Source organism: Flavobacterium niveum (genome assembly GCF_055231775.1).
This window is the reverse complement of sequence record NZ_JBUYSX010000001.1, coordinates 612,372-638,355: the sequence shown is the minus strand read 5'-3', so window position 1 is coordinate 638,355 and position 25,984 is coordinate 612,372. Positions and strand designations below refer to the sequence as shown.

The window sequence follows — 25,984 nt, the reverse complement described above, 5'->3', positions numbered from 1 at the left end:
GATGCTTCATTGCCTTAAGGGAAACCTACTTTATGCTTTTAATGAATTGTACACCATCAACATGTTCGCCCAGAAAAATTTTTGCCATGTCTGAAGTTTTAAACCATTTCGGCTTGTCAGGCATGTCATCTGAAATCAGGTCCCCATTGATTATCAAATTCTCGAAAATGACATTTTTTATCGTGTGATCAGGACTATAACCCGCAATAAGCGATACCTCCGCGTTACTACCCGTATAAGTCACATTCTTAAAATACACGTCTTCGATTCCCCGACCTGGCGAAGTACAATATTTAGCATTGTAGAAAACTCTGAGGTTGAGCAGCTGCCCCTCCCTGAAATCTTCGACACGGATATCTTCAAAATGCACATTACGGACAAGGTTGCTATCGCCGGCATTAATGCTCATACACCCCTGATAATCCAATTGGGATTCCTTGTGGTCCAGTATGTCAATGTTAACATAATATAAATCTTCAAGCACCTCGGGCTTCGGGGTGCTGCCGTGTGTCCCAATCAAAATGGGGTGCGCTACATCTGCCCAAAGCGTCGCATTTTGCATACGGATGTTACGGGACCCTCCTGTAAAGCCTCCCCTAGTTCCGTACACCGTGGTGCAGTCATCGGAATTTCTGTTGAATACACCATCCATCAAAACATTCGTACTGCTTATGACGTTCATGCCATCACCCCATCCGTAATAACTGATTACCTTAACATTACGGATTGTAACGTTATCAGACCCGCCTGTAAAACATTGTGTTCCAAATATACCTTCCACCAGCACATTCTTCGACCTCGCAATATGTATCCCCATTTTTACCGATGGGTCGATTATACCGCTTCCTACCACTTTTACATTTTGAACATCATCAATTAGCAATTGCCCCTTTAATACCGCCCCACCTGCTAAAAATACAGTTTTGCCGGAAGGCACCTTAAATTTACCATCCTTAAACTCATGAATGCCCGGACCGAAATAAATAAGGTCTTTCGCGCTTTTTTTAGGCACTGATGCGGCAATCGGATTAGCAAACAGGTGTAAGTTGTGAAAGATATCGCCATTTACCTCAACAGAAAGGTTCCTTGGCTGGCTGAGCTTGAAATATAGTGTATTCTTGTCCGTCACAGGTGATATATTATACGATAGAGGCCGTATACGTGCCTTCTCTACCATTGCTTTATTACATGTAATTTCAATTTCAACCTCCCCTGAAAAATCGAAAATGGCCATAGAGGCATTTTCTTCATTATGCCGGGCATTGCGTACCTCGTCAACCTTTACCAGGTAAGTGGGAACTCGCTGCCACTTACCCCCACCTTGTTTTACCCTTACGGAAAAATCGGAATTGAGCACCGCTCCTTCAGGGGCAGGATATACAGCAAGTGTTGGTCCGTTATGCAAGGTGGAAAAAGCATAACAGTACGTTGTAAACAGAAACAGTAAGGCGATTTTATGTAGCCCTAAAAAACGACTATGAAACGGCAAATATTTTTTCATCTTTTATTAAATATTATTAATGCTGACTTTCTCACTATCAGCAGCTATGAAGTTTTTGGAAGGCAAAAGGTATCGGTGAAGTTATTGCAGACTGGCAGCAATAGCTATACAGGTACAATTATTAGAAACCAATAAATTGAAAAAGATAAGAGCAGGCAAAGCTATTGCCCAGCCCACTCTATCCAGGATGTTGTAAGCCCGATTTAGGGCATACTATAACGTTCTGTTGTACACGGATCAGTCGCGATTTTTAAAAAGAGGCGGCAACGCCGCCTCTTCTCTTTTAACTAACCCAATCGTAACTTAAACCAAACGTGCTATTGCCAATTGGAGCTCTGTGTCAAAACGCCATTGGAACTTGTAATGTGTGTAGATGGTATTGGAAAAGTCCTGTTCTTCTGGTAATTGAAGTTTGAACGACCTAGCATACTCATAATACCAGTAGTATATCCGGGCACAACCTGCTCATAACGCACCAGATCAAACCACCTGTGCCCTTCAATAGCAAGTTCAACCCTACGTTCATGCCATATGATTTCACGTAACTGTGCCATGTCTGCTACACTAACTTGTGGTAGAAACCCTGCCTCAGTAAAAGACATATTACCTCGCGCTCTGAAGCGGATCTGCTCAAGTGCGTTAAGCGCCTCACCTGTATTACCCAATTCGTTAGCCGCTTCGGCATAAATAAGCAAAATTTCAGCATATCGCATAAATGGTAAATTCAGTTGTTGCTTAAAAAAGTCGTTATCAGGCCACTGTGTTGCAGGCCAAATTACTTTCCGGTTTGCATATTGGAAGCCTGCTGTCCAATTAATTGCGTTGTTATACCCCTCTATAGTTTCACCCTGGTTGAAAATCGACGCGGCTTTTCGTGGGTCGTTTGTCTCGAAAGCGCTTACAAGGTTATCCGATGGTGTAAAGATTGCGCTACCAAGACCCGATCCTGGGATACCCTGAAACTCTACGTAAGGATTGCGCAGGCGCCCTGGTATATTTTGATAGATGTAATGTCCTGGCATCATACTCTCTACAGAATATTTACCTTCTATAGAAAACAGATTTCTGAAATTCGGATCCAGGCTGTATTCGCCACTATCCACCACTTGTTTGGCATACGTGTAAGCATTATTATAATCCTGTCTGTTCAAATAAACCTTTGCCAAAAGGCCAAGCGCAGTACCCTTAGTAATCCGCCCAAGATTATCTACTCCCCATTCCTGCCTTGTCGGAAGGTGTTCGGCGGCAAACTGCAAATCACTTATTATAAGTTGGTACACGTCTTCTGCGCTGCTTTTCGGGATATTGTATTCCGCTTGGGTAGGTACATGGTCACGCAGAACTACATCGCCAAATATCCTCACAAGGTCAAAATGCCAGTATGCCCTTAAATATCTCGCCTGTGCACTGTAAAGATCCGCCTGCTCACCTGTATAGGCACTGGTAAGTTGTAATACCTGGTTACAGTCATTTATGTGCTGGTACCAACGTTCCCAAAGGCGTTCCACATATAAATTTGAAGGTGTATTTGTAAAATCATAAGCCGAAGTAAAATTAACATCCGCAGTATTTAGCTTCACATCATCTGAAGAAAATTCATGGGTAGTAAAATACATGGTACCCAACCTGAAAAAACGCCAGTTAATGGAAGCATATGCCCTATTAAGGGCATCATCAATACTTTGCTCATTTTCAAAATAAACGTCTGTGGTCAACTGCCCCTGAGGTGTAACATCCAGGAAATCATCACAGGAAGCCAGTAACGACAGGCCCGATAAGGCTACTATATATTTAAGCTTTTTCATGCTTTATTGTTTTTATATAAATTAAAATGTAAGGTTAAGGCCAAACTGTAAGCTGGCAGATATTGGGAAAGAATTATAGTCCAAACCGTCCGGTAGCTCCGGTGTGAATCCCTTGTATTTAGTATAGTACAACAGGTTAGCTCCTGTCAGGTAGAGACGCAACCTACTGATTGCTGAGTTTTCGAACACTGCATCCGGAAGGGTATAACCAATAGTGGCATTACGCAACTTTACAAAGTCGCCATCAAAAACCATCAGATCGATGGTACGGTTCATGTTAATCGAACCTGCAGCAAGCCGTGGCATACCTGCATCGGTGTTATCAGGCGTCCATGAATCCAGCCAGTCCGTATGCATGTTGTTTGTGGGTGAGTTGAAATCGTTATAAGAACTGTTCATCACTTTCGCGCCAAAACTACCCGCAAAGTCAAGCCCGATATCAAAACCTTTGTATTCGGCATTAAGGGCAAGGCTACCGGTAAACTTAGGGAATGGGCTTCCAATATTAGTTTGGTCGGTCGCGGTAATACGTCCGTCACCATCGGTATCCACATAAATCAGGTCACCCAGACGGGCATCAGTATGGTATGTGGTTTGCCCGTGCTCTTGTGCGTATTGGTTCCAACGGTCAATATCAGCTTGGGTACGGTAAATCCCCTGAGTCTTATAACCATAAAAATAATTGAAAGGTTGCCCCTCTTCTATCCTGGTAAAAAGATTGGTAGACCAAACTTGGCTCACACTTTTTAGACCGTTCCAGTCCGTAACCTCATTTTTAAACGAGCTTCCGGTGAAGCTTACGCCGTACTTAAATTCATTTTTGTTATCCTGCCAGGCCACCGTAAAATCATAACCTTTATTTTCAACAGTGCCCGCATTACTATAGGTTGGTGTTATACCCGCAGAACCTCCTTGTATCGGCAATACAATTAAAAGATCCTTTGTTTTTCGTTTAAAGTAATCAAATTCAAAGGTAAGCCTGTTCTCCAAGGCAGCCATTTCTAAACCAAAATCTGTCTGGATATTACTTTCCCATTTTATATTTGGGTTAAATGCTGTCGTAATACCCGCCCCCGGATGCACCTGTCCATTGATAATAGCGTGGAATTCATCAAGCTGTGTCACAAGTGCGTAAGCAACATTGTCTACAATTTTATCATTACCGGTAATACCGTAACTCGCCCTCAACTTCAAGTTATTAAGCCAGTTGACATCCTTAAGGAAATCTTCTTCACTGACTCTCCATCCCAGTGCGGCCGAAGGAAAATATCCCCAACGGTTATTCGGTCCGAACTTGGATGAACCATCTGCACGTACCGTCGCAGTTAAAAGGTATTTATCCATTAAGCTATAGTTAGTCCTAAACCAAAATGATGCACGCGATGATTTTAATGGCAAGAAAGCGTTTACAGTCCTGTTATTAACACTGGCTGAATATATCGAAATATAATCAAGGTTGTCCACAGCATAATTGCGGCCGGTAGCGCCCACACTATGCCACTGTGTCTGTTCGGCACTCTGGCCTGCCAAAAGGTTCAGGTGGTGTTTATCACCAAAATATTTATCATAAGTCAGTGTATTAGTCCATAACCAGGTACTTCCCGTACTGTAATTTTCGGTATAAGAGTTTGGGTTGTTAAACTGGTGTGAAGGATTGATGCTATATTGAGGCAGGAACTGGTCAAATCGTGCGAGGTTCCAATCCTCGCCAAATGAGGTTTTGAATTGAAGGCCTTCTGCGATATCCCAACTTCCCCAAAGATCTCCTACAAAACGAAGCGTATTTGTATTTGCATCTTTTCCCAAGTCAAGTTCAGCCACCGGATTTATCAGGTCGTTGTTTTGCATTGGGTTCCATTCACCCGCTTCATTTTTTGGCTGTAAGAGTGGCGAGGCAGAAAGCACCGAGCGCACTGTCCTATAGGATAGCCCCTGCGCCGAATTTGATCCGCTAACATTGAAATTGTGGCCGATCTTTATTTTGCTGTTAAGTTTATATTCATTGTTTACACGGAGTGTCCAGCGGTTATAGTCAGTGAAATTCCATACACCTTCCTGCTCGAAATACCCCAGGCTGACATTATAATTCATATTCTCGCTTCCTCCCGATGCTGCTATTTGGTGGTCACGTGTCCATCCCTGGCGGGTAATCTCGTCCATCCAGTCCGTCCCTTTCCCATACTGGCTTGGATCAGGATAAGGTGCTGTAGTATTGCTATTTGCTGCCACTATGTTCATAAGCTCAGCATACTGGGAGCCGTTGGCAGACTTGTAATTGTTGATTACATATTGAAACCCTTCGCTTCCGTTGTAGGTAATTGTTGATTTCCCTGTCTTACCTCTTTTTGTGGTCACAAGGATTACACCATTTGCGCCCCTGGAACCGTAAATAGCAGTTGCCGAAGCATCTTTAAGTATACTCATATTTTCAATATCCTTGGGATTTAGGAAAGAAATGTCGTTGGTCATCATGCCATCCACAACATATAAGGGGGAAGCATCGCCATTGGTTCCAATACCACGGATACGTACAGTTGGGCTGGCTCCTGGCTGTCCGGCCGAATTTACCGTAAGCCCGCTTTTACCTTGTAGGGCCTCCGCCGCATTACCACCTCGTATACCGTTAATATCTTTTGATTTCAGGGTTGTTACCGAACCTGTAAGATCCGCCTTACGCGCTGTACCATATCCAATAACTACAACCCCTTCCAGCTCCTCTGCTGCAACGCCCATAGTGACATCGATGGTGGCCTGTCCGCCGACAACGATTTCCTGTTGGGCTAACCCAATAGCTGAAAACACTAGCGTATCGGTTTCTGAGGCCTCTATACTATAGTTACCGTCTGCGTCGGTAATGGCGGCTTTGGCTGTGCCTTTAATAACGATGTTAACTCCCGGTATTGGGGTACCATCTTCAGCGGAAATGACCTTTCCAGTAATTAGCTTTTGCTGCTGTTGAAATAATACCAGCCTTTCAGGGTTCCTTCCCCTCCCCGGATTAGCCTGTAAAGGACTAGCTGACAATACCGCCATAACCAATACCGCAATCGAACAACTGCGACATCCCAGGCTATGATTAAAGTATTCTTTTCTCATAAAGATTAAATTTGTTTTAGGTTAATATTCGTTAAATCTGCAGGAATTGACTGCTTATCATTTAATAGGCAGTAAAATTTCGGATAAAATAATTTTAAGGTGCTTTCATTTAATTTTTCCTACCAAACGGCTCTGCAAGTATATTTATAATGTGAAAATCAAAGTATAAATTATACTACAATCGTTATAACTTATATTACAAAACCGCCTACGAAAACGATATATTTGCAAAGTACTCTCGAAACAATCTCAGAAGTTACTACCAGTCTGATTTTTTCTACAGGCTTATACCCGAATTATTGTTTCAGAAGGGTTTTGAGTGTGGTGTGCATTTGCGGGAATTTATTACATTTGCGTATTCCTACCACTGTTGTACCGTAATGCTTTCCCGGTGTAGCAGCGGGTCTCCCGTATATTTTCCGGCACTGTGATTTTTTATAACGCACTTAACAGCTAATATAATGAGCAAAAAAATGCTTTGTTGCACACTGTTATTGGTGGCAATGCATGCTTTCGGGCAATATACTAACCTGAAATTTGAAAATTTCAGCATTAATGATGGTCTGTCCAGCAGTTCATGCAATGAAATCTATCAGGATCCAGAGGGATATCTCTGGATAGGCACCTTAGATGGACTTAACAGATATGATGGGTATGATTTTGTGACATTCAGGTTTGACCCTGACAACAAGTACTCTTTGCAGGGTAATCATATCAGCTCTATCGTCGGCGACAATGCGGGACGAATATGGGTAGGTACACAAAACGGGCTGAATGTATATGATAAAGTGTATAACAGGTTTTACCCCCTTGAATTCAAATATCCTGAGGGTAATATAGTGAATTCAGAACGGGTTATCTGCCTGCATTACCAACGAAATGGAAATATTCTCTGGATCAGCACCAAAGAAAACGGCATAATAAAGCTTTACCTCGACAGTTGTAGCGACCTGACACACCTTACCCCAAAATTTGAAACCTATCATAGCGGTTTTGCTGAAAACAATACAAAATTCATTACCAGCATCGTTGAAGACAGTAAGGGTACAATCTGGATGTGCTCACAGGATAAAATACTATATCGTTACGAACAGCGCCAAAATAGGCTAAACAAAATTTCGGTAAATATTCCGGAGCATGCGTTCCTTAGTTTAATACCGCAACAGCTCCTTATTGACAAAAAGGGCCAGTTTTGGATTGGCAATGATGCTGCTAACCTGTATGTAATAGGCCCTGACTTTAAAAATCCTAAAAAAGTACCATTACGTGCAAAAAGCACGTCAATAAATTCTATTTATGAAGATCATAATGGTATCATCTGGCTTTTAACAGACGGTGATGGGATTTACCTGATTAACGGGGACAAGAGCCAGCATATCGAAAATAATCTAGGTGATCCCTTCTCATTCCCAAATAACCAACCTTTTAAGGTAACAGAAAGCCGAGATGGAATCTTTTGGCTCAGCACCTATAATAAGGGGATATGCAAACTTGATTTGCGTAAATCGGCTATGGGACATTATTACTTAAAAAAAAATGACAGCAGGAGCATGAGCTCCGAAACAGCCCAGTCCGTATTAGAAGACTCTTACGGTCGTATATGGATCGGCACCGACGGTGGCGGTCTTAACCTCTTTGACAAAGCCAATGGAAATTTCACTCATTTTAGGCACATCCCGGATAATCCCGCAACCCTGAGTACCGATAAGCTTATTTATCTTTACCAAAACCAACGGGATATTTTATGGGTGTGCACATTTAACGGAGGATTGAACAAATTTGATATGCGAACCAAGAGTGCCGTCGCCTACCGCCATGAACCCAAGGATTTAAAATCGATTAGTGATAATACTGTCTGGTGTATTACCCAGGATCATCAGGGATACTTGTGGGTTGGCACAAACGCAGGCCTGGACCGCTTTGACCACGAGCACAACACATTTTACCACTTCAGTAACAAAATTGTTTTCTCCCTGTTTGCTGACTCTAAAGACAGGCTATTGGTCGGCTCAACAAAAGGTTTTTTTTATATTGAGGCCGAAGGACGGGAGCTTAAAAACCGCAACAATCTTAAATTAATAGAAATCGGCGACGCGGAACTTAAAAAAACACGAATTAACTATATCACGGAAGACAGCAAGGGCAATATCTGGATTGGGACCGCTATAGGGCTCTATAAGCTTTCCACTAAACTAAAAATAATACGAAAATTTACGGTACGTGATGGCTTGCCCAGTGACAATATTATCGGAATTGTAGAAGACGGAAAAAAAAACCTCTGGATTTCGACAAAAAGGGGTATCTCATGCCTGAATGGCGCTAATGGGCTTTTTAGAAATTTTGACCCACATGACGGCCTGCAGGGTATGGAATATCAGACAAAATCCATTGCTAAAACCTCTGAGGGTAAAATTTTAGTAGGAGGACTAAACGGATTTAATTTATTTGACCCCGCTTCCATCAACCTATCAACAGCAGTGGGCACACCGTTGATAAGTGAGCTAAGGCTTTACAACAACCCGATAGTGACCGGACAGTCTGTCAATGACCGCATCCTTTTAAAAAATAAACTTTCTGATACCCGGCATATTACACTGCTTCATAACGAAGGTCATATAACCCTAAAATTCCTTACACTTGACTACGCCAATTCTAACAGGATCCGCTATGCGTATCGGATGCTCGGTGTAGACCGGGAATATATAGATGCAGGAAAAACCAGGGAGGCCAATTATTCCAACCTCGCACCGGGGGATTACACTTTTGAGGTAATAGCATCTTTGGACGGCAACTGGAGAACAGCAGCAAAACGTTCTTTAGCCATCACGGTTTTGCCCCCACCCTGGAAAACTTGGTGGGCCATCAGCCTCTATGTTGTCATCTTAGGTTCGGTAGCCTATTTCGGGGTACGTTTTTACTTCAAAAAAATCGAAACCGAACGACTTCACGAACTAGACGAAATGAAGCTTAATTTCTTTATAAATATATCTCACGAGTTAAGGACTCCCCTTACACTTATCATTAACCCTATAGAAAAAATTTTAGGTAAAGTACGAGATCCGGAGATAAAAGACGATGCGCTAATTATACAGCGCAGCAGTAACAAGCTGTTGCATCTTATCAACCAGCTGCTGGACTTACGCAAAATGGAGCAAGGCGAAACGGGTATACATCTTTTAAACATCGAAATTGTATCCTACCTAAGAACCATTGTCACTTTATATGAAGAGTTCGCGCGCTACAAGGGCATTAAACTTAGTTTTGCAGCATGGGCTGATTCTTGCTACTGCCATTGTGATCCCGATAAACTCGACAAAATAGTAACTAATCTGCTTTCTAACGCCATAAAGTTCACAAATAAAAACGGGTCCGTTACCGTTTCACTGGACCTGAAAGCACAGGCGTATGAGAAAAAAACCCTTTTATCAAAAATCATAACTCCCAAAACCAGGCAATATCTTGAAATCAGCGTACAGGATTCGGGAATTGGCCTAAAAAAAGACCAACAAAGGCTGGTATTTGACCGATTCTACCAGGCAGATAGCACCAAGACCGGAACAGGGATTGGTTTGCATTACGTCAAAAGCCTGGTCGCACTACTCGGGGGTAAAATAAGTGTTGTGAGTACTTACCGCTCGGGAAGCAACTTTATTGTACAGCTTCCCTTTAAGCCCGCTAACAAAGGGGATATGGAAATTACTTCTCCCCAGCCTGTACCGGATAACACAGCCGTCACCGATTATGAATTATCGATATCAGGCGAAAAAATACGTAATACAGGTAAACGCGAAGAACTCAAAAACAAGCCCTTGCTCTTAATCGTAGAGGATAATGCCGAACTTCGCTCCATGCTGGAATCAGAACTACAACAGGATTACAACATTAAGACGGCTGCAAACGGCGTTAAAGCATTGGAAAAAATACATAAATATTATCCGGATATTATAATCAGCGATGTGATGATGCCAAAAATGGATGGGTTTGAATTGACACGGGAAATAAAAACCAACCTTACCATCTGTCATATTCCGATTATACTGCTGACTGCCCGTACTATGGAAGACGACCAGGTTCAGGGACTGGAAGTGGGTGCCGAAGAATATATTGCAAAACCTTTTAGTAACAGGATACTTAAGGCAAGGATTGAGAACCTGTTGGAAGCAAAGAAAAGGCAAAGGGAACGTTTTTCTGCGTTGGGAGCCTTACTTCCCACCAAGGAAAAAATCAAATCATCCGACGAAATTTTCCTTGATAAAGTATCACAAAGCGTAATTGACAACATAAAAAAACAGGATTTTAGCCTCGACTCGGTACTCCAACAACTGGAGATTTCACACACGCAGTTTTACAGGAAGATTAATTCTATTACAGGGGTTAGCCCAAGTGTATATATCAGAAATATCCGCCTTAAGCACGCTTCGGTACTTATTTCCAGCGGTGAGTGTACTATTAAAGCAGCGGGCCTAACCTGTGGGTTTACCTCACCAGCCTACTTCACCAAAACCTTTAAGGAGCTTTTCAACATGACCCCGAGTGAATTCCTCGCCGCAGGAAAAACAAAAAACGTTGATAGTTGAGATTATAATCTTGCTTTAACAAGCCCCAATAACAATAAAACGCCGGATGTAACATCCTCTAAAGGGTTACATCCGGCGTATAAGCTACATCAGATTTAAAAAGGCGATTCTACATCTTGATAACTTTTTGCACGTTCCTTGTTTCGCCAAGGTCGGTGATTATAAAATACATCCCATCAGGCAATGCCTCCATATCAATAAAGTAATGCAAGCCATCTTCCGTTATTTTGACACGGAGCTCCTTACCGTTTACATCGGTTAGGCGTATCGATGCGGGTATAGCAGTAAGTATCAGGGTTAGTCTGTCTTTTACAGGATTGGGATAAGCATATATTTCATCCCCCTGCCCTTCTTCCTTACCAGGAGCTGCCATCCTCGCGGCATTGGCTGTTGCAGGCTCAACCCCATAAATCAGATTACCCTGATAATAAACCGTTACCTTCGTGTTTTCAGCCATAACACCCGCAGCCACATAGGAGTGATCATTCGGTTGGTTAAAATTGCTCCAATCGGACTTAGTAATCCTGTATTGGATATTGCCCGTATCGCTTAATGGATACAACATGCCCAAGTTCTGCCCAAAGGACAACTGCAAATACGTATCTGCCCCATTACGAACAGGATTTAAGGAGCTAAACTGGCCCGCAATATTACCATTTCCTAACTTCGCATAATCCAGCCAATAATTTAGTCCCGAATTGCCATCTTTGGTAAACCAGTACCTTACGGTAATATCCCCATAATTAAGTGGCACATTGCCATTATTAATTAATTTTAAATAGGTGCTGATTGTATTTGCACCACCATTGTTGGCCAGCATGTAGGCTTTTACACTTTGCTGCGGTGCCACCGCGGAAGGCTCCGTTCCCCAAACGAGATTACCATTGCGATACAGCGTAATATTCGCGTTCGCAATGTAGGTTGCTGAAGGACTATACGAATAATCATCGCTTTCATTAAAGTTCGCCCAGTCCTGATTGGCCAACCTTGTTTGTATTTCCCCAGAATTTCCTCCGGCAGCTAATGTACCTGCGGCAGCCGTGAAACCATATTCGATATAACCGAAAGCACCGTTACGTGGCTGTGCGATGGGTACGTATACTGCATTTACCTTGGCCGCGCCCAACTGTGCGTAATCTATCCAAGTGTTGATACCTGAATAGTTCTCGGGTGTGAGCCAGTAACGTATCTTTAACTCACTGTAATTAACAGCTATATTCCCATTACTTACAACCTTTAGGTAAGGCTTAACCGAATTATTAGACACATTACCATCTGCATTTTTATGAACTACCTGTAATGACAATGGTGTTACCGTCAACGTCCTTACTACGGGCGTCGCAGCATTAAATTCAGCGTTGCCGTCTTGTATTGCGGTTATAGCAACACTTCCCGGCCCCACTATGTGTACAACATTTCCTGTTATAGTGGCAATATTTCCGTCAGCGCTCACAAATGTTACCGGGAGCCCGGAAGTCGTGGTGGCCGAAATTGTGAAATCCAAGTCTCCCTGAATTTTTGCGGGTATCGCAGAAAAAGCTATTTCTTGATCCTTTTTGATAATAGATAACGCCAATGTAATCTGGGCTTCACCCATTGCATTCACAGCTTTTAGTGTTACGTTATAATTCCCTGACAATTCAGGTGTGCCTGATATTAACCCTGTGGATGGATCTATGCCAAGTCCTGCAGGCAAACCGGAGGCAGCATAAACGTAAGGCGTATTTGTAGCCGTAATTTGATAAGCGACCATATCGCCAAAAAATTTGGTCAGTGAGGTATCGCTCGTTATCTCCGGTAAAGCATCCGCTATGTGTATATTGTCAAACACCGAAGTATTGATAACGGTGTTTTTAGCGGCACAGTTTACCATTCCGACGAAAGCACTATTCCGTATTGCTACTGATTGGCTACCCTGAAGCTGCCAATAGATACCGTCTGCGGAATAAAACGCTGAAACAGTGTTGCCCTGCCGAACCAACCTCAACCATGATTCTTCATTATCATTATCAACGATTATTGACTGTGCATTTGCACCACTTATACCACGATATATAAATTCCTTAATATTTACAGGTGTTTTAATTAAGGCTGCGTGAAGGGAGCCTGCGGTAAGGGTATCCCGTACCATCAGACCCACCCTCGCATAAGAACGTGTATTTTCCTGGCTTGCAACACGTACTACTATACCGAAATCACCACTGATCCTCCTGTAGTTAAAATGGAAAGCATCCTGTTGGAAATAAATATCCGAACCCGAGCCATAAACCGTAATGGCATCATCATCAGTTTTCGAATTTCCTGAAACCCCTACGCTTCCAACATCAGTATGTTTCCAGGTAGTTGTCGCCTGTGTTTGCAAAGGAGTTACAGCATATTCTGTACTCGTGGTGGTACCTCCATTCCCGGTTGCCTCTAACAGATAATAATATGTGGTTCCATTTTCGGCGAAAGTGTCGCTGTAAGCCGTTGCAGTTGTTGAAGCAATAATTTCATACGGCCCTCCGCTGGTTTCTGCACGTTTTACGTTATAACCCGAGGCACCAAGTGTAGGTGCCCAACTCAAGTCCGCCCTTTCGTCCCAGCCGGTACCGATAAAATAGTCAATTGCCGCTGGAGGCAAACTGATAGAGGCAGGCGCAGAAGGCATACTCTCCGAAGTCGGAGTCATATAAGAAACTACATAATAATACGTTGTATATTTTGCATTGATATCCGTATAGGCAGTCCCTGTAACATTACTGCTTATAACCCCAAATGGACCGGTTGGACTTGTACCCCGTTTCAATGTGTATACGCTAACTCCCGGAACTGCGTCCCAGGTTACTAACACATTACCTGAATCTCCTGATGCAGCAACATTTAGAGGAGCCGCTGGTGCGAACTGGCGCGTAAGCTCTATAACCTCCGCCGAACTCAATGCCCTATTATAAATCCTTAAATCGTCAAGGGCGCCATCAAGATAAGGATCATTCCATATAGAGCGCCCAAGGTAATTTAGGGTAGTATTACCAAGGCTTGATGGATTAAGTGCCATATTCTCATTACGACCTACTTCGACACCGTTGATGTACATAATTGCAGTAGTACCCTGTTGGGTCACCACAATGTGGGACCATTTGCCTGTTACCAGAGGGCTCGCGCTATTGATACCATTCTCAGCTATCGCTGCTGTACGGATTGCGTAACGTGGCACACTGCCATTGCTTACTGAGAGGAACATATAGTTATTCGTACCAGTTCCAAAATCAAAGATACGCGACCAAGTGGTCAGTGCATCCGGCTTTACCCATGTCGATATTGTAAAATCCGTCAGTCCATTTACAACACCCGGGGTGATAGAAACATAAGAATTAGGTGTGAAATTCAATGCTGAGCCTGACAAACCTGTATCCCACACAAGACCTGCACCATTTAGCGTACCTGTCCGGCCTGCCCATACATCATTAGCCTGCACGCCAGTATTCTCGTTTAACGGCCAATATGACCAGCTCCCCGTCTGCGGGGTTGCTCTGACCTCTGCTGAAAACCCTGACTGGCCCGACACATTCTTTGCAATTACGACATAGTAATAAGTAACGCCGTTTTGTGCAGCATTGTCCGTAAAGTAAAGGCCTGAGGTGGTTGTCACATCACTGTAAGGCCCGCCGCTTACCAAAGCGCGTTTGAGTATATATGAGGTTGCCTCATTTGCACGGTTCCAGTTCACTGTTATTTTGGAAGTACCGGCAACAGCTGTCACTCCTTGTGGGGCTAACGGAACACTTGGGATAGTGGTGATCAATACACTCGCCTCATTGGATACCGGCCCTACAATAGCAGCTGAAACTGCACTTACCACGTAATAATAGGTTCCCAAACCTGCGGTCTGGTCAGTATAATTTGTCCCGGTAACCCCCGTTGCAATCGTAGTATATGGGCCATCACTCGTTACAGCACGCTTTACATTGTAACTCGTGGCAGCAAAAGCCGCACTCCAGCTTAAATCAACGTTATTATACGTCCCACTAGCAACTAAGTTCGCTGGGGCCTTTAAAGCGTCCTTACTGAAAAGTTCCATTATCTCTGCGGGTGTCAATGCCCGGTTGTGAATGCGTAGCTCATCGATTGCGCCATTCAGGTTTGGATCATTGAACATCGACTTACCCAGATAATTGAGCGTTGTCGAGCCAAGGCTACCTGGGTTGAGGGTCATACTCTGGTTACGCCCAACCTCAACGCCATTCAAGTACATTATAGCAGTGTTTCCAGACTGGGTAATGGCAATGTGTGCCCATTTTCCAACCTGTAATGGCGTATTGCTATTTACAATACGTTCGGTTACAGACGGTGTACGTATCGCATAACGTAATACACTTCCCGTACTGGCGGTTAAAAACATATAATTGTTTGTCCCTGTTCCAAAATCAAATATCCTTGACCAGCTGGTAAGCGCGGTGGGCTTGAACCATATCGAAATAGTAAAGCTGGTTAACCCGTTTACCACTCCGTTTGGCAGTGTTACATAATTTGTGCTTGTGCCGTTAAGGTTAAGGGCGTATGCAGTATTTCCTTCTGTCCAGGCCCCTCCCATAACAGTCCCGTTACGCGAAGCCCACACATCGGCAGCTACGGTTCCCGAAGCCTCATCAAACGGCCAGCGGCTATAGGCATTGGCATCTGCAAGTGCCGATACTTCAGCCGAATTACCAGACTCCCCTGTAAAATTCTTCGAAGTAAGCACATAATAATACGTATTGCCGTTAGTCACCGAGTTATCGGCATAAGAACTACCGCTATAATCCTGAACAACTATGCTATAGGGACCTCCGGGGGTTAAAGCCCGCTTAATGGTATAATTTTGGGTATTAGGGGCTTGCGCCCAGGTCAGGTTGATTTTAGCATTCCCTCCCAGAGCCAGAAGCGATGATACCGGTACCGGGATTGGTGGTACAAGGGTCGTAGCACCTGCCTGCGCAGATTCAACACCCGTACCGTAAATATTTGATGCCGTAACAACGTAGTAATATGTGGTATTATAACCCAATGCGCCATCGGTATAAAAAGGCATAGCTATACCTGTAGCTACCTCCGAATAGGGACCGCCACTTACCGAACTACGTTTTACAGTATATCCGGTCACTTGCTCTGAAGCAGTAGCGGGCTCCCAGTTTAGCGTTACCGAACCCACACCAGAGGTTGCAGTCAGCCCCTGTAGAACAACAGGAGAGGTATTTGTCTGGACTGTAAGCTGAAGGACTGTTGCGGCTGTATCCTCTGCTGTTGTGACAAAAATATTAACCTGGAAAATGCCGCTCAATGACGGCGTACCGCTAATTACACCTGTGGCGGTATCTACAGCGAGACCAGCCGGTAATCCGGTAACTGAGGCCTGCAATATAACACGGCTAGCAGTGATGCTATAGCTGAACGGCTGATTCACCGTAGCAGTTGCAGTTGTAGTGCTGGTAAAGAATGTTGGTACGGTACGTTCATCCCTCAGCACGACATCATTACCTGTCCCTCCCTTGTAACTAATCAAGTAAGTATGTCCCCCAGCAATAACAGGGCTGTCCTCCGGTAAATTATCAAAAGTACCGTTTATTGGTTGGATACCCATATTTTCTATAATAATGAAATCAGTTCCCAAAGGCAAATCACCGGGGTTAATATCTGATAATGACAATATAGCGCCGGACAGTGCGACCGAAGCCGCTTTTATTTTATCCGCCAGTGCCAAAGTACTGTTAAGTTCGATACCTACAATTGAACCCGAGGCAAGGGTTAGCGAACTTGAAGTCCCAAACGTGCCAATACCCTCATCGCCAGGAGCCAGGGAACCACCATCATTTACGGTAATGGCAGCTGAATTCAACCCCACCCCACCAAGGGTACCTCCGGTAACGGTTGTAGGACTTGAAAAACTGCCATTAATAAGCAATCGCCCTTGGGTTACTGTGGTAGTGCCATAATAGGTATTGGCACCGGTGAACCACTGTGTACCTGTGCCGACCTTTATGAATGACAAACCGTCGGAAGCTACGCCACTATAGACAGCGTCCGTATTGAGCGCGCCGATACTTAGTACAGGTGATTTTCCTGTTGTATTCCACATTGAACCGTCTCCGCTAAACTCCCCAAAATCTATGGTACCGTTAAAATCCATGCGTAAACAATCGCGATTAAAGTTTGGATTAAACTCCCAACGGGCCTTTTTACTTCCGGCATTCGGGTTTGTAAAGGTCATCCTAAAAAAAGAAGTACCTTTGATGGTAGTTACTTTTCCTTCAAAATCCCTGTTATCGCCTCCGAGGTTGCACCAGGCATAGGTTACCGACGCACATTCAATATTCAGGTTACCGCTACCCAAAAGACGTCCTTCAAAATTAAAAGAATTGGGACGCTGGAATATATAATTAGTGGTGTTAGCCGGTATATAAACATCATTGTAAATTAATGGCGCAGTAGATAAAACATTAGCAAGCGATGCATTCTGCAGATGTACAGGCCCTGTACCTAACGCACCCGAAACAGGTGCTGCGGTAGCCCCGGTTCCTGTACCCGACAAAAACAAGGCCCTGGAGGTTGTACTATTACCATAAACAACAGTACCCCCAGAATAGGTGTTGTTACCTTTCATTGTAATCTGCTTGTCCACTTTGGCGTGTATGGTGGCCGAGCCGCTGATAATACCGTTAAGTATCACTTCACCTGTACCGGAAGCAATGTCAAGCGTATTGTTTAAAATCAGGCTATTGTCTATTGTCTGTACCGACCCCGACTGGTTAGTGATCTCGGTGCCCAATTCGAGCGACGCTCCATTTAAGGTATAGCCTGCGGCACTATTATCGAATACAAGACCCGAAAAATACGCATTTGGAATATCATTTGTGACCGTATAGATATCCGAAGTTCCAAAAGTAATTTTAGCAAGGTTTGCAGGAGTGCTTTCAGAGGCCCAGTTAGCTGGAACACTCCATTGGGCAGATAAAGGGTGTTCGTCCCACTGTGCCAATGATGACCCCGCTATAATGGCGACCTCCGGCGAGGAAAGGCTCTCCCCTGCTGCTCCTACAGCGGTAACCACATAGTAGTAACATTGTCCGGCCACAACATCGGAATCAGCGAAACCGGTAGGCACAATCCCTGAAGCAATTGTAGTAAAAGGTCCCTCCTTTAAACTTCCCCTTTTTACATTGTAGGTGTTGGCTCCTGCTGCTGCATCCCAGTTTACCTCTATAAGGTTACCTGTAGCAACCGCTGTAGGCTTAGACGGTACCTTAGGCAACAAAGTAATCACTATCTCTGTTGAAGCCTGTCCCTGTAAAGCCCCGGCAAATGGTTTAAGGAGATAATAATTGGCCTGGGGAAGGGCATTTGTATCCAAATAGGATGTTCCCGTTATACCTTCGGCAATCACAGTATAAGGCCCTCCGGAAACCTCTGCCCGGGACAATGTATAAGTATTGGCCTGGGACGATGCGCTCCAGGAAAGTGCGACATTGTAAGTTGCCACGGCTGAAGCGGCAAAATTAAGCGGTGCCGCTGGCGGCGTGTTACTCGTTATGTTTAACTTAACAATAGCCGAGCCGATACCATTAGCATTCTGTGCATTGATTTTAATAAAATATACTCCGAACGCTGGTGCGGTACCTGATATAATTCCAGTCGCATTATTTAAGGCCAGGCCCTGCGGTAAGCCCTCGGCACTAAAACTTATCGGAGTGCCGCTAGCTGTAATACTATAGCTAAACGGGCTAGCGCTGACACCTGATACAGTACTGGCACTGGTGATAACGGGTGACCCGGCCGGAGCGGGGTTAGTGATGGCTAAATTGCTGAATGAGGCCGTTGCTAGTGCCGAGGTATCATAAGAGGAAATAGCTAGGCCATAATATGCTGCCCCATCTAAAGGTAGCTCTACCTCCGAAACTCCAGACCAGTAAACCCCGTCGGCAGAATGCGATAGTGCCACCCTGGTGCCACGTCGCTCGATTTTAAGCCAATGGGGGATGTCGCCACTGTTCCATTGCATTCCTCTTGTGCCTGGAAAATTCCAGGAAACATTGGTTTTACTCCACGCAGACGCGCCACGCCATGTCGTACTGAGAGTTTTGTCCGGATAAACAAATATACCCGCAAAATTTGCGTTAGGATCCAACGAAGAACGTATAACAAGCCCTGCCTTTGCGGACATATTGATTGCTGACAGTGAATCAAGCCTGACTATTATAGCTGCATTTCCTTGGATTTTCTGAAAAGAAAAATTCAGGGCGTCTGTCGTTCCCTGGGCAGGCGCTTCAATCTTACCGCCCCCCTTTACAGTCCATACACCGCCGGCTTGAGAAGCGCTTCCCGCCAACCCAATATTCCCAATATCTGTGTTGGTCAGAAATGAAGTTGACGTAGTAGTTGGATATACATAAGGAGTAGGCGTCAAAGTCTGAGAATCATCCGAACTCTTCAGGTAGAAAAAGGTACCTGTATCCTGCCCTTTAAGATCTATAAAACGGTCTGTATATGGTGTGGGAATACCTAAACGCGTAGTGTATGCATTACTGATAATATTGTAGGCATTGATTTGCGACTTCGGCGAGCCATCGTCTGCCCAATTGGTAAAAAATGCGTATGGTCCTCCGAACGGGATGAAAGACATATTCGAGGTACTTAAATGATAACGGCAATAAGTTTCGCAAATCGCCAAAATACGATTGTCCATTTCCGAATATAAATCCACGCCTTGTTTCCAAGCAATCTCAGCGGACCACGCAAGAGCCTGCAACTGCCCTCGCCAATGCCCTTCATCCCTTCCAGAATCACCGACCTGTCCGTTAGGCAACGAATTCGCAAGCCCACCGCAAGTATCAAAGCGATACACATTAAGAGCCTGATTCCATTTTACAGAATCGTCTAAAAATGCAGCAATACTTAATGCTGCCTTCAACTGGATTGCTCCTTGGTTCATCGGTCTGACCGGATTGGGTACATCGACAATTGGCCATAATACATTTTCAAAATAGCTGTTGACGTGTTGCGTGTTGGCACTGGTCCAACCCGGATAGGTCGCCTTAAGTATATCGGCACCGGTAACAAATGTTTCACACAAGTCCCCCACAGCAAGGAAACTTTCTTCACCCGACCAACTGGTATTGGTAACTGCCCATGCGTCAAGGATGTCGGTAGCCTTTTGTGCGTATGATGGATTTTCAGTAAAAACCCACATCATACTGAGCTGAAAGACGGCCTTCATATCGTTTGACCATTCTGTTAAGCGTACATTAGAGGCCCTTCCTACCGATGGAAAAGGTCCCGCCATGTTGTAACTCAGGGAAGAGAAGCCGTTTGCAGCGAAAGCGTTATATTGGCTGACCCAAGGCTGGTCACCCGCCGCAATATGAGCTTTAAGCTGGTTAAGATCATCACTGGTAAACGGGATACCGGGATGGACAAACGTCTGCGCACGCGCAACGTGAATGACTCCAAGCAATAACAACAACGGAATCAATAACATTTTGTACTTTTTTTTCATGTAAAAAATTTTAAGGTTTTATGGTTATAACAAGATAACTCAAAGCGAAAATGAAGCCGGTCGGCAATATTTAGATATATTTTAATATTTAAAGTTTTTATTAAACAATAAACAAAACAAACCACACAATATTAATTATTACGCAATAAACAAACTATAATCTATATTACAATCTGTATAAATTATGGTCTAAATCTCGTGGCCATCAATGCTAAATTCAAAAAAAGCGATCAAACCTACTAAAACGTTATAGCTTATATATAATGACATAGATACTGTACTAAGGAAACAAAAGGATCCCGGTAGCCAAAAATCAAAACCTATTAGAAACAAAATAAAAAATGCCGGGATCTACCCGGCATCTGTGCATTTTAGTAAAGTATTGATTAATGTTTTTGAGGCAATTGTAAGATTATTTTAAGTTTTACCAATATTTTTATACGAGGTTAATATCCTACTTTAAACCTCCAAAATAATTTTATTAATAATAGTGAATAATATTTTTGTCATCTCCCGGAAAAAGCCATGTGGCACCTAAGATCGATGTCAACAAAACAATCATACTGGTAGAACTTTGTAAAAAATAAATAGCGATCACATCGCAAATTTTTCGACAGGTATCTTCAGATTCTCATTTTTTAATATATATTCTTATTTTTCATAAAATTCATTTTAAGGTCTAAAATCAAACATTAATAACGATTCATTGTTTTATTTTCGGTGTCAACTTTGAATCGTGTGAAAGAAAAAAATCTCAAGCGGAACTAATTTCTAAACGCCTTTATAATTATATCTAAAATCGTCCAAAGATATGCTGCCAAGGATCAATCTCACTTTTTGGAGTATGCTATATAACTTTCGCAACTATTTTTTGTAGATCTCTTTACGGGCTTTTATATAATCAGTACTAGGCCTGTGCAATGGGTTGGCCGGTAGTCGTATAGCACCGATTAAATTTGGTATTTGGCTTTTCACAGAATAGTCTTCATTGATGACGAAGAGATTATTATCATAGAGGCAATGGTGATTGCCACATAACAATATGCCATTAGTGATGTCAAAGCGTTGCTTCCTGTCAGCATACTTCCAAGGTAATATATGGGCCGCCTGCAATACAACTTTAATATTCAGACCGCAAATTACACATTTTGAACCATAAGCCCTCAACAAAGCTTTTCTGAACATCTGCTGTGCAATGCCACGAACCCTAACACGGACAAAAAGATCTTCACTATCTCCTTTAGAAGGATCCAATATTTTCGATATCAGCATATCTTCAGTTATTCCCTCTGCCGCAAAAACAAAAGGATTTTCCACTATCTCCCAATTTTGGCCATAGACTTTATGAAGTCCCTCCTCTATATTATCAATATCCCATGCTATAAATCCATGTCCCGGCATGCCCCCTTTATCGCCTACGAGTATCGTAATCGGTGCAAGGTTATTATCCATGCAATATTCCTGTATGACCTTAAGTACAAAGCGTACAGCCCTGTGGTGTATTTCCAAGCGTCCCCCAAATTCCTTATAGGTTATAAGTCCCTCATTACGGGCAAGATTGGTTAATATTATCCATCCTAAATAAGCCCGCTGCAGCTGATTTACCTTTGTCTTCATTTAATTCATTTTAATCTCTAATGATAGAGCTACAATCACATACTCTTATTTTGCAGTAGTATAAATCAATTATTAGTTCTGTTAAAAAATATGAATAAATATAGATAAAATAAGATTCCCGGAATATTTGCCAAATCGTATATTTGAATTATTTCATATATCTATGCTGACCCGAATAGAAGATGCCCTAAGACAATGTAATGCTGACAAGTTCGCAATCATCTGCAGAAAATTTCTGGCCTATACATATGATTCTCTCATGAGCCCCGGCACAGCCCTTGGAGTCGAAAAGTCAAGGCCGGGAACACCCGATATTTTCATCCCCACAGAAGGTGGATATATTATGGGTGAAGTCACTACATTACAAAAGGGTCTGCTGGCAAAATTCAGGAAAGACATCGATCATTGCCTAAACCAGCATATAATCCCGCATCATGATATATTGCATATCTTGCTGCTTTGCAATCAGAAGGTACACCCAAAAACCTACAGAGCAGCAAAGGACTATATTTCACAGAAAAGTGCAATACGCCTTGAGATCATTGATATTGAAAACCTAGCAACAAGGATACTGAGGGATTTTTCCGGAATATTACCGGATTTGAATATCCCTTTCAGCACCAACCAGATATTTGAGCCTGTCGAATTCATAGACAATTACGACAAAAGCGGTTATGCCATATCCCTGAAAAATAAATTCTTTAACCGCAAGACTGAAATTACGCAGGCGATACAAAACCTTAGTGAGAACCATATATTGGTCGTATCGGGGGAGCCTGGGACTGGCAAAACCAAATTTGCCTTACAGCTGCTGGAGGAGATCCGAACAAATCTACCCGGTTATCATTCCAAAGTTATTGCAGGAACGGGAAACCTTAATCTATGGGATGACCTTAACCTGCAGCTGCATCAAAATAAGAAATATATTCTGGTTCTTGATGACGCCAATAAACTCAGGCATAATCTGAGCCAGATCTTGCATTTTATGAAAATGCGACCCGCAGGAACTATTAAAGCTGTGCTCACAGTTAGGAATTACGCTGCCAACGAAATAAAGCCGGCATTGGATTTTTTCAGGCTCATAGAGCTGAAACGCTTCACATATGATGAGCTAAAGAATATACTCCTTTCTGAGGATTTTAATATCCCCGAGACTACAGTGGAAAGAATCTATGATATATCAAAAGGTAATCCGCGCTTAGCTATCATGTGTGCGGTTGCCTTTCTTAAAAATAACAATAACTTATTGTCAGGGGCCGAAGAAATTTATGTAGGCTACTTCTCATCGATACTGGATTCTGCCCCTGGTGTTCTTAATGATGAGGAAGCATTGAAAACGGCAGCTATTGTGGCATTGTACCGAAGCGTAAATAGTGGAAGCGGTGAACACCTTACTGAAATTAAGAAGTATTTTGGTATAAGGAAAGAAGTATTCAGGGAGAAGATGATTTTATTACAGTCAAGGGAAATACTTGATGAGCATGCCGGCATTTATAAGGTTTCGGATCAGATACTTGCAGAATACCTGATTTATAATGTATTTATAGAGCATCAGCTTCTTCCATTTTATGCAATGCTCAAACTTTCTTATAAGCTTAACCGATTCTCGATGGTACATATCCTGAATCCGTTGAATACAAATTATAATTTCGCTAAGGTCAAGAATGCCATACAGCCCGAGATAAAAAGATACTGGGAAAAATATAAGAAAGGCCAATTAGACAATTATGCACGGGAGTTGTGGTATTATATCTCAGCCGAAGTACTAATGGAGCTCCATAAAAGAATTGAAAGTATCCCACAGGAGGACTTATGTTTAGAAACCTGTGAATTCAGTGTGTATGCTGACAATAACATACAGGCCTATGATGATATCATTTTTGATATATTGCTACAATTCACTGCTTTGCCCGAACGATTTGGGATGGCCTTTGAATTATTGAATTGCTACGGATTAAAAAATAGCATAAATTTCTCCAAGTACCTTAAGGCTTTGGTCCAGAACCTTGCATATGAGGAAGGAAGCGAATATACTGATTATGAAATACAGATAAAGGTTATCGATTTTCTTTATGTGAAACTACCATCCAATCCAGTCGCTTATTCACGGATATTGCTTTTTGTAGCACCCTCCTTTCTAAAGGACAGCCACACAACCTACCGAAATGCGGGAGACAAATATTTTATTTCGGAGCGGGGCATTTACCTTACAGAGGCTCAGATAGCGTTTCGCACCAAACTCTTCTCCTTTGTTTTTAGTTGCCTTGAGATACCGGGGCTTGAAGCCCTTCATTATAAAGCTGTCCAAAACTATACCGACAATGTGAATCACTTCAGGCATGTGAGGGAAATACTCGAGCATGATAAGCAGATAATGCTCAATTTTTTCGAGTCAAGATACAGTACAGCGTCCTACACCCATTGTTTCCTGGTGCAGCACTACTTGGAAAAACTTGATGACCTGAAGATATCCTATAACAGGTCTTTAAAAAAGCGCTTCATCGAAAGAAGATACCGTGTATACCAAACCCTGAATGCGGACAAAGTCTTACGCAGGGAGTACAGAGGTAATCATGAGGGTTTTGAAAAGGCAAAATATGCTGAACTTAAGGCATTCGTTTCCGGATACGGCCTCAAGGATTACAGGCAACTCCTTGAAGATATCAACCATATTTTGGTAGAAGACAGACGTTTTATAAGGCAAACGCCAATCGTAAGCTCCATCAATGTCATACTGGAAATATTATCTAAAGAAAATAAAAACCTGTTCTATGAGTTATTTGCTCTATGCTTTACATACGAGTACAGCCGTGAACTTGAACTCTACAGGCTATTCTCTGTGTTTCCATTTGATACCGAATCGACCCAAGCATTTCGGAATATCCTCAATGCGACTACAAGAGGCAAAGGATATCTGTCAAGTTTCTGGATGCAATTGCCTGATGCGCTACTGCTTGCCGGAGATCTCGGGATATTGGTCAAATATATCGACAATGGTACCTTTACTTACCTGCCTTTGCTTGGACGTCTGCTGGAAAAACACATGAATATTGGGCATGATACATTATCGGCCTGTTCTTATATAATTGATTCGCTTCAGCAAAATATTAGGAAGGGGAACATGATGTATGTCGATACGGATTTTTTCATTTACCTGCATCATAACTATCCCGAACTTTTTAAATTCCGTTATAAGGTCCTTGAAGCAATCTACCACGCATGCAATAATAAGCACCAGTACGATTACGACCTGAAAGGATTAATGATTCTGATGCGATACGATGACAACTTCATCCAATCCTATCTTGACTTGAATTACAGCATCAATGATTTCTATACCCGGGGAGAAATTCGTTACAGTAAGCTCCACAAGCTATGGAAAGTAGATATAGATCATAAGAAAGTATTTTTTATAATTCTCGACCACTTTTCACAGCATTTTTATTTATCCGGGCATACGTCAGAGGCCGCTTACATTTTCAAGGAGAAAAGCGGAAAGGAGGTGCCCCTGCTGAAAGAATATGTAAGCCAAAAGGATGACGCCCGTCAGATTGCATTTGCAATGAACATTGTTCAGTCGTGGTATAAAGAACAGCTATTTGATTTTTTGGACATTATACTCAAAAAAGAGAAGAGCTTTGAACTATTCTCCAAAATACCTGTTTTTGTACGTGAGGGGATTGTTTCCGGTGGCGGCAGCAGCCTCCCGGGTATACGTCACCGTATTGGGGAGGCCTTAAAGTTCAAGGCATACCTCGAAGCCAAAGGCACTGTAGCACTTTTAGAACACATCATGCATATCGACCAGACTATTGCTGATTTGGAAAGCTTCATGATACGGCGGGAGAAAGATGAATTCATGCGGCAATGGGGATTTTAA

Annotated in this window: 7 protein-coding genes; 2 read left to right on the top strand and 5 right to left on the bottom strand. The window is 42.9% G+C overall.

Going from position 1 to position 25,984, the window contains the following annotated elements:
* Positions 1 to 25: 25 nt before the first annotated feature.
* The 3 genes from ACZIX4_RS02655 to ACZIX4_RS02645 form a co-directional block, all read right to left on the bottom strand.
* The gene (locus ACZIX4_RS02655) at positions 26 to 1,501 is read right to left on the bottom strand and encodes a glycosyl hydrolase family 28 protein (RefSeq protein ID WP_463334059.1); all 1,476 of its coding nucleotides are present in this window, start codon (positions 1,499 to 1,501) and stop codon (positions 26 to 28) included.
* Positions 1,502 to 1,818: 317 nt separating this feature from the next.
* Complete coding sequence (locus ACZIX4_RS02650; RefSeq protein WP_463334058.1) at positions 1,819 to 3,306, bottom strand: RagB/SusD family nutrient uptake outer membrane protein; 1,488 nt, start codon at positions 3,304 to 3,306, stop codon at positions 1,819 to 1,821.
* 21 nt (positions 3,307 to 3,327) lie between these two features.
* Entirely contained in the window at positions 3,328 to 6,330 is a 3,003-nt protein-coding gene (locus ACZIX4_RS02645) for a SusC/RagA family TonB-linked outer membrane protein (RefSeq protein ID WP_463334057.1), read from the bottom strand.
* A gap of 533 nt (positions 6,331 to 6,863) precedes the next feature.
* Between ACZIX4_RS02645 and ACZIX4_RS02640 the strand changes: the two genes are divergently transcribed.
* Positions 6,864 to 10,979 carry a hybrid sensor histidine kinase/response regulator transcription factor gene (locus ACZIX4_RS02640; RefSeq protein WP_463334056.1) on the top strand — a complete coding sequence of 1,372 codons (4,116 nt, stop codon included), beginning with the start codon at positions 6,864 to 6,866 and terminating at the stop codon, positions 10,977 to 10,979.
* Between the two features lie 109 nt (positions 10,980 to 11,088).
* On the opposite strand, the gene ACZIX4_RS02635 is transcribed toward ACZIX4_RS02640, so the two are convergent.
* On the bottom strand, positions 11,089 to 20,487 hold the full coding sequence (locus ACZIX4_RS02635; RefSeq protein ID WP_463334055.1) for a LamG-like jellyroll fold domain-containing protein: 9,399 nt from the start codon (positions 20,485 to 20,487) through the stop codon (positions 11,089 to 11,091).
* 864 nt (positions 20,488 to 21,351) lie between these two features.
* Positions 21,352 to 22,104 (bottom strand): HNH endonuclease, encoded by a 753-nt coding sequence (locus ACZIX4_RS02630; RefSeq protein WP_463334054.1) that lies wholly within the window; start codon positions 22,102 to 22,104, stop codon positions 21,352 to 21,354.
* 163 nt (positions 22,105 to 22,267) lie between these two features.
* On the opposite strand from ACZIX4_RS02630, the gene ACZIX4_RS02625 reads away from it, so the two are divergent.
* On the top strand, positions 22,268 to 25,984 hold the full coding sequence (locus tag ACZIX4_RS02625; protein WP_463334053.1) for an nSTAND3 domain-containing NTPase: 3,717 nt from the start codon (positions 22,268 to 22,270) through the stop codon (positions 25,982 to 25,984).